The sequence below is a fragment of the Streptomyces flavofungini genome (assembly GCF_041028215.1).
GTDB classification, from domain to species: domain Bacteria; phylum Actinomycetota; class Actinomycetes; order Streptomycetales; family Streptomycetaceae; genus Streptomyces; species Streptomyces flavofungini_B.
In genome coordinates, this window is the sequence record NZ_JASKYR010000528.1 from 1 (window position 1) to 5,619 (window position 5,619).

Genomic DNA, 5,619 nt, shown 5'->3' on the forward strand with positions numbered 1-5,619 from the left:
GCCGGCGGGATGATGTCCGGCGTGCTCGCGAAGATGAGCCGCCCGGTGGCCAACGCGGTCGCCAAGAAGACCGGTCTGCCCGCGGCGACCGTCACCCGCGTCATCGAGATGCTCATCCCGGTCGTGCTCGCGGTGCTCTCCAAGCGGGCGTCCCGGACGAGGTCCCCCGGCGCCGCGAAGCCCTCCGGCGGCGGCCTCGGCGACCTGCTGGGCCAGATCCTGGGCGGCAGGAAGTAGCCCACCGGTCCGATGGCCTCGCGGCCCACGCGGACGCGGGTACCTGCGCGGTCCGGCGGGCGCTCGGCGCCCGCCGCATGAAGCGGCACGCACGCGTGCGCGAGCACGGGGCCGCCTCCCGCCCCGGGGCCTGCGGCCCCTGCCTCACCGGCCACTGGTCACCGGCCCCCGCGCCCAACGACTCACGCGTACGTACGGAAGCGTTCCGCCGTCTCCCGCAGCACCTCCGTGCCGTCCCGCGACCACAGCTCCTCGTTGAAGATCTCGACCTCGATCGGTCCGGTGAAGCCGGTGGCGTCCACCAGCTCGCGGAAGGATCTGAAGTGGACGCAGCCGTCGCCCAGTTGGCCCCGGCCGAGCAGGACTCCGGCGGGGAGCGGGGTGATCCAGTCCGCGAGCTGGAAGGCGTGCAGACGGCCGCCCGCGCCCGCGCGGACGATCTGGGTGGGCGCCTGGTCGTCCCACCAGACGTGGTACGTGTCCACGACGACGCCCACCTGGTGCGCGGGGAAGCGTTCCGCCAGGTCCAGCGCCTGGCCCAGGGTGGAGACGACGCAGCGGTCCGAGGCGAACATCGGGTGCAGCGGCTCGATGGCGAGGCGCACACCCCGCTCCTCGGCACAGGGCCCGAGGACGGCCAGGGCGTCCGCGACGCGCTCCCGGGCGCCCACGAGGTCCTTGTCGCCCGGCGGCAGGCCTCCCGAGACCAGGACCAGGGTGTCGGTACCGAGCACCGCCGCCTCGTCGATCGCCGCGCGGTTGTCGTCCAGGGCACGCGCGCGCGTGGCCCCCGAAGGGTCCGTGAGGAAGCCGCCCCGGCACAGGCTGGTCACGGTGAGCCCGGCGTCCCGCATCAGCCGGGCAGCGCGCTCGACCCCGTACTCCTGGACGGGTGCGCGCCACAGGCCGACCGATCCGATGCCCTCCTTGGCGCAGCCCTCGGCCAGTTCGGGCAGGGACCACTGCTTGACGGTCTCCTGGTTGACGCTCAGCCGCGAAGGCCGCACAGGCCGCGAGGACGGCAGGGGATCGCTCATTGGGGCACTCCGTGGACAGTGAGCAGGGCCCGCACACGGGCGGCGGCGAGGTCCGGGTCGGGGAACAGGCCGAGCTTGTCGGCGAGTTCGTAGGCGCGGGCCAGATGCGGCAGGGAGCGGGCCGACTGGAGGCCGCCCACCATGGAGAAGTGGCTCTGGTGCCCGGCCAGCCAGGCGAGGAACACCACGCCGGTCTTGTAGTAGCGGGTGGGCGCCTGGAAGAGGTGGCGGGAGAGCTCGACGGTGGGGTCGAGCAGCGCGCGGAAGGCCGCCGCGTCCCCGGTGTCCAGGGCCCGCACCGCCTCGGCCGCCAGGGGCCCGAGCGGGTCGAAGATGCCGAGCAGCGCGTGGCTGAAGCCGTGGTCGTCGCCCGCGATCAGCTCGGGGTAGTGGAAGTCGTCGCCGGTGTAGCAGCGCACGCCCTCCGGCAGGCGGCGGCGCAGGGCGATCTCGCGCCCGGCGTCCAGGAGCGAGACCTTGATGCCGTCAACCTTGTCGGGATGGGCGGCGATGACCTCCAGGAACGTCTCGGTGGCGGCGTCCAGGTCCTTCGCGCCCCAGTAGCCCTCAAGGGCGGGGTCGAACATGGGGCCGAGCCAGTGCAGGATCACCGGCTCGCGCGCCTGGCGCAGCAGTTCGCCGTACGTCGTGAGGTAGTCGTCCGGCGACTCGGCCGCCGCCGCGAGGGCCCGCGACGCCATCAGGATCGCCTGGGCACCGGACGCCTCGACGAGCGCGAGCTGCTCCTCGTACGCCTCGACGACCCGCGGCAGCTTCGCGGGCGTGGCCAGTTGGTCGGTGCCGACGCCGCAGGCGACGCGCCCGCCGACCGCCTTCGCCTCGGCGGCCGAGCGGCGGATCAGCTCGGCGGCGCACGGCCAGTCGAGGCCCATGCCGCGCTGGGCGGTGTCCATGGCCTCCGCGACGCCGAGGCCGTGCGACCAGAGGTGGCGGCGGAAGGCGAGCGTGGCGTCCCAGTCGACGGCGGCGGGGCCGTCCGGGGAGACGTCCGCGAACGGGTCGGCGACGACGTGCGCGGCGGAGAAGACGGTGCGGGAGGTGAGCGGCGGGGCGCCACCGGAACCGGCCGCCACGCGCGCGTGCCCCGTGCCCGTCCCCGTGCTCACGCCTGTCCCCGTGCTCGCGCCTGTCCCCGTCCCCGTGCCCGAGGAGTACGCGCGCGTGCCGCCGCCCGGGGTGTACGCGCGCGTGCCGCCGCCCGCGGCCGGGAGCAGGACGGTGCTCACAGCGCGATCTCCGGCACGTCGACGCGGCGGCCCTCGGCCGAGGAGCGCAGGCCCAGTTCGGCGAGCTGCACGCCGCGCGCGCCCGCGAGGAGGTCCCAGCGGTAGGGGGCGTCCGCGTAGACGTGCTTCAGGAAGAGCTCCCACTGGGCCTTGAAGCCGTTGTCGAAGCCCTCGGGGCCTTCGTTGTCCGGGATCTCCTGCCACTGGTCGCGGAAGGAGTGGGTGACCGGCAGGTCCGGGTTCCACACCGGCTTCGGCGTGGCGCTGCGGTGCTGGGCCCGGCAGTTGCGCAGGCCCGCGACGGCCGAGCCCTCGGTGCCGTCGACCTGGAACTCCACCAGTTCGTCGCGGTTGACGCGCACCGTCCAGGAGGAGTTGATCTGCGCGACGGCACCGCCGTCGAGTTCGAAGATGCCGTACGCGGCGTCGTCGGCGGTGGCGTCGTAGGGCTTGTCCCGCTCGTCCCAGCGCTGCGGGATGTGCGTGGCGGTGAGCGCCTGGACGGTGCGCACGCGGCCGAACAGCTCGTGCAGGACGTACTCCCAGTGCGGGAACATGTCGACGACGATGCCGCCGCCGTCCTCCGCGCGGTAGTTCCAGGAGGGGCGCTGGGCGGGCTGCCAGTCGCCCTCGAAGACCCAGTAGCCGAACTCGCCGCGCACCGAGAGGACGCGCCCGAAGAAGCCGCCGTCGATGAGCCGCTTCAGCTTCAGCAGGCCCGGCAGAAAGAGCTTGTCCTGGACGACGCCGTGCTTGATGCCCGCGTCCCTGGCGAGGCGGGCAAGACCCAGGGCGCCGGAGAGACCGGTGGCGCTCGGCTTCTCGGTGTAGATGTGCTTGCCCGCGGCGATGGCGCGCTTGAGGGCGTCCTCGCGCGCGGAGGTGACCTGCGCGTCGAAGTAGATGTCGACGGACGGGTCGGCGAGTACGGCGTCGAGGTCGGTCGTGAAGTGCTCCAGGCCGTGCCGCGCGGCGAGCGAGCGCAGTGCGTCCTCCCTGCGGCCCACCAGGACCGGCTCGGGCCACAGCACGGTGCCCTCGCCGATGTCGAGGCCGCCCTGTTCGCGGAGGGCCAGGATCGAGCGGACCAGGTGCTGGCGGTGGCCCATGCGTCCCGTGACGCCGTTCATGGCGATGCGCACCGTCTTGCGTGTCACGAAAGTCCCTCCGTAGGTGCGTAGCAAGCGCTTTCTATCTAGACAGAAGCTAGCCTGCCGCACAAGGTTCGGACAAGAGCTCCGGACCAGGGCAGTGAGAGCGGCTCTGACCAAAGGACGAACAGATGACCGTGACCCTGGCGGACGTGGCGGCCCGCGCGCAGGTCTCCCCCGCCACCGTCTCCCGCGTACTGAACGGCAACTACCCCGTGGCCGCCGCCACGCGGGAGCGCGTCCTGCGCGCGGTCGACGACCTCGACTACGTCCTGAACGGACCCGCGAGCTCCCTCGCCGCGGCCACGTCGGACCTGGTCGGCATCCTGGTCAACGACATCGCGGACCCCTTCTTCGGGATCATGGCGGGCGCGGTCCAGTCCGAGATCGGCGGTCCCGGCGGGCGCGCGGGCGGCGAACGGATGGCCGTGGTGTGCAACACGGGCGGCTCCCCCGAGCGCGAGCTGACCTACCTCACGCTCCTCCAGCGCCAGCGCGCCGCGGCCGTGGTCATCACCGGCGGCGCGGTGGAGGACCCGGACCACGCCGCCGCGATGACCGGGAAGCTGCGGCGCCTCGCGGAGGCGGGCGCGCGGGTGGTGCTCTGCGGCAGGCCGCCCTCCGCCGGGGCGGACGCCGTGGCGCTCACCTTCGACAACCGCGGCGGCGGGCGGCGGATCACCGAGCACCTGCTCGGCCTCGGCCACCGCCGCGTCGGCTACATCGCGGGCCCGGAGGAGCGCACCACCACCCGGCACCGCCTGGAGGGCCACCGGGCGGCGCTCGCCGCGCACGGCGTCGCGGACGACCCGGCGCTCACCGTGCACGGCCCCTACGACCGCCGCTCCGGCTACGACGCCACCGAGGAACTCCTGCGCCGCGCCCCGGATCTGACCGCCGTGGTCGCCGCCAACGACACGGTGGCGCTCGGTGCCTGCGCGGCCCTGCGGGACAAGGGCCTGCGCATCCCGGACGACGTCTCCGTGGCGGGCTTCGACGACCTCCCCTTCAGCATCGACGCCGKGCCCGCCCTGACGACGGTGCGGCTGCCGCTGCACGAGGCGGGGGCGCGGGCGGGCCGCATCGCCATGGGCAAGGAGAAGCCGCCGCCCGGCGGGGTGGCCACGGTGCACGGGGAGCTGATGGTGCGGGGTTCCACGAGCGCGCCTCGCTGAGCCCTCCCTCAGGGCGCCTCGCTGAGCCTCCCTCAGGGGTCTCGCTGAGCCTTCCTCAGGGCGTCTCGGCAAGCCTCCCGTAGGGCGCTCCGCCCCGTGCGGCGGCGGCCCGCGCCAGCTCGCCCAGTACGGCCACGCCCTCCGTGACGCCCGTCGGGCCGGTGGCCGCGTAGCCGAGGACGAGACCCGGGCGGTGCGGGCGCTGGGTGTGCCAGGACAGGGGCTGGACCTTGACGCCCCGGCCGAGGGCGGCGGTGGCGAGGGCACCGTCGACGCCCTCCTCCGCGCTCTCCCACGTGATCGTCAGATGCAGTCCCGCCGCCGCGCCGTGCACGACGGCGCCGGGCAGGTGCGTGCGGATCGCCGCGATCATCGCGTCCCTGCGGCGCCTGTGGTGCCTGCGGATGAGGCGCAGATGGCGCTCCAGGTCGCCCGATTCCATCATGCGGGCGAGGACCAGTTGCGGGAGCGCGGCGTTGCCGAGGTCGGTCAGGCGCTTGACGTCGAGGAGCGCGGGGCGGTACGCGCGCGGCGCGAGCAGCCAGCCGAGGCGCAGGGCGGGCGCGAGGAGCTTGGAGACGCTGCCGGTGTAGCAGACGTGTTCGGGGAGCTGGGCGCGGAGCGCGGGAACGGCGGGGCGGTCGTAGCGGTGCTCGGCGTCGTAGTCGTCCTCGATGACGAGGCCGCCCTCGCGCGCCCACTCCACCAGCTCGCGGCGCCGCTCACCGCCGAGCACGACGCCGGTGGGGAACTGGTGGGCGGGGGTGAGCAG

The 5,619-nt window shown here is 74.2% G+C and carries 5 protein-coding genes and 1 pseudogene; 2 read left to right on the forward strand and 4 right to left on the reverse strand.

What is annotated here, in order from left to right:
• A pseudogene (locus AB8Z36_RS28785) lies at window positions 1-237 on the forward strand (DUF937 domain-containing protein); the annotation flags it as partial.
• A 182-nt stretch (window positions 238-419) separates the two neighbouring features.
• Here the strand turns inward: AB8Z36_RS28785 and AB8Z36_RS28790 are convergent.
• The 3 genes from AB8Z36_RS28790 to AB8Z36_RS28800 all read right to left on the reverse strand — a co-directional run bounded on the left by AB8Z36_RS28790 (window position 420) and on the right by AB8Z36_RS28800 (window position 3,678).
• On the reverse strand, window positions 420-1,274 hold the full coding sequence (locus tag AB8Z36_RS28790) for a sugar phosphate isomerase/epimerase family protein (RefSeq protein WP_369216312.1): 855 nt from the start codon (window positions 1,272-1,274) through the stop codon (window positions 420-422).
• Window positions 1,271-2,401, reverse strand: coding sequence for a dihydrodipicolinate synthase family protein (locus AB8Z36_RS28795; protein ID WP_440582021.1), 1,131 nt, complete (start codon window positions 2,399-2,401; stop codon window positions 1,271-1,273). The genes AB8Z36_RS28790 and AB8Z36_RS28795 overlap by 4 nt, the downstream gene beginning before the upstream one ends.
• A 116-nt stretch (window positions 2,402-2,517) precedes the next feature.
• Window positions 2,518-3,678: a Gfo/Idh/MocA family protein gene (locus tag AB8Z36_RS28800; protein ID WP_369216313.1), complete on the reverse strand. Its 1,161-nt coding sequence runs from the start codon at window positions 3,676-3,678 to the stop codon at window positions 2,518-2,520.
• A gap of 125 nt (window positions 3,679-3,803) precedes the next feature.
• Between AB8Z36_RS28800 and AB8Z36_RS28805 the strand changes: the two genes are divergently transcribed.
• Window positions 3,804-4,847: a LacI family DNA-binding transcriptional regulator gene (locus AB8Z36_RS28805; protein WP_369216314.1), complete on the forward strand. Its 1,044-nt coding sequence runs from the start codon at window positions 3,804-3,806 to the stop codon at window positions 4,845-4,847.
• Between the two features lie 55 nt (window positions 4,848-4,902).
• Here the strand turns inward: AB8Z36_RS28805 and AB8Z36_RS28810 are convergent.
• On the reverse strand, window positions 4,903-5,619 hold a 717-nt coding region (locus AB8Z36_RS28810), incomplete at its 5' end, for an aminotransferase class I/II-fold pyridoxal phosphate-dependent enzyme (protein WP_369216315.1).

Coding starts and splice junctions, on each gene's coding strand:
- AB8Z36_RS28790 (WP_369216312.1), bottom strand. CDS start 1,274: ATGAGCGATCCCCTGCCGTCCTCGCGGCCTGTGCGGCCTTCGCGGCTG.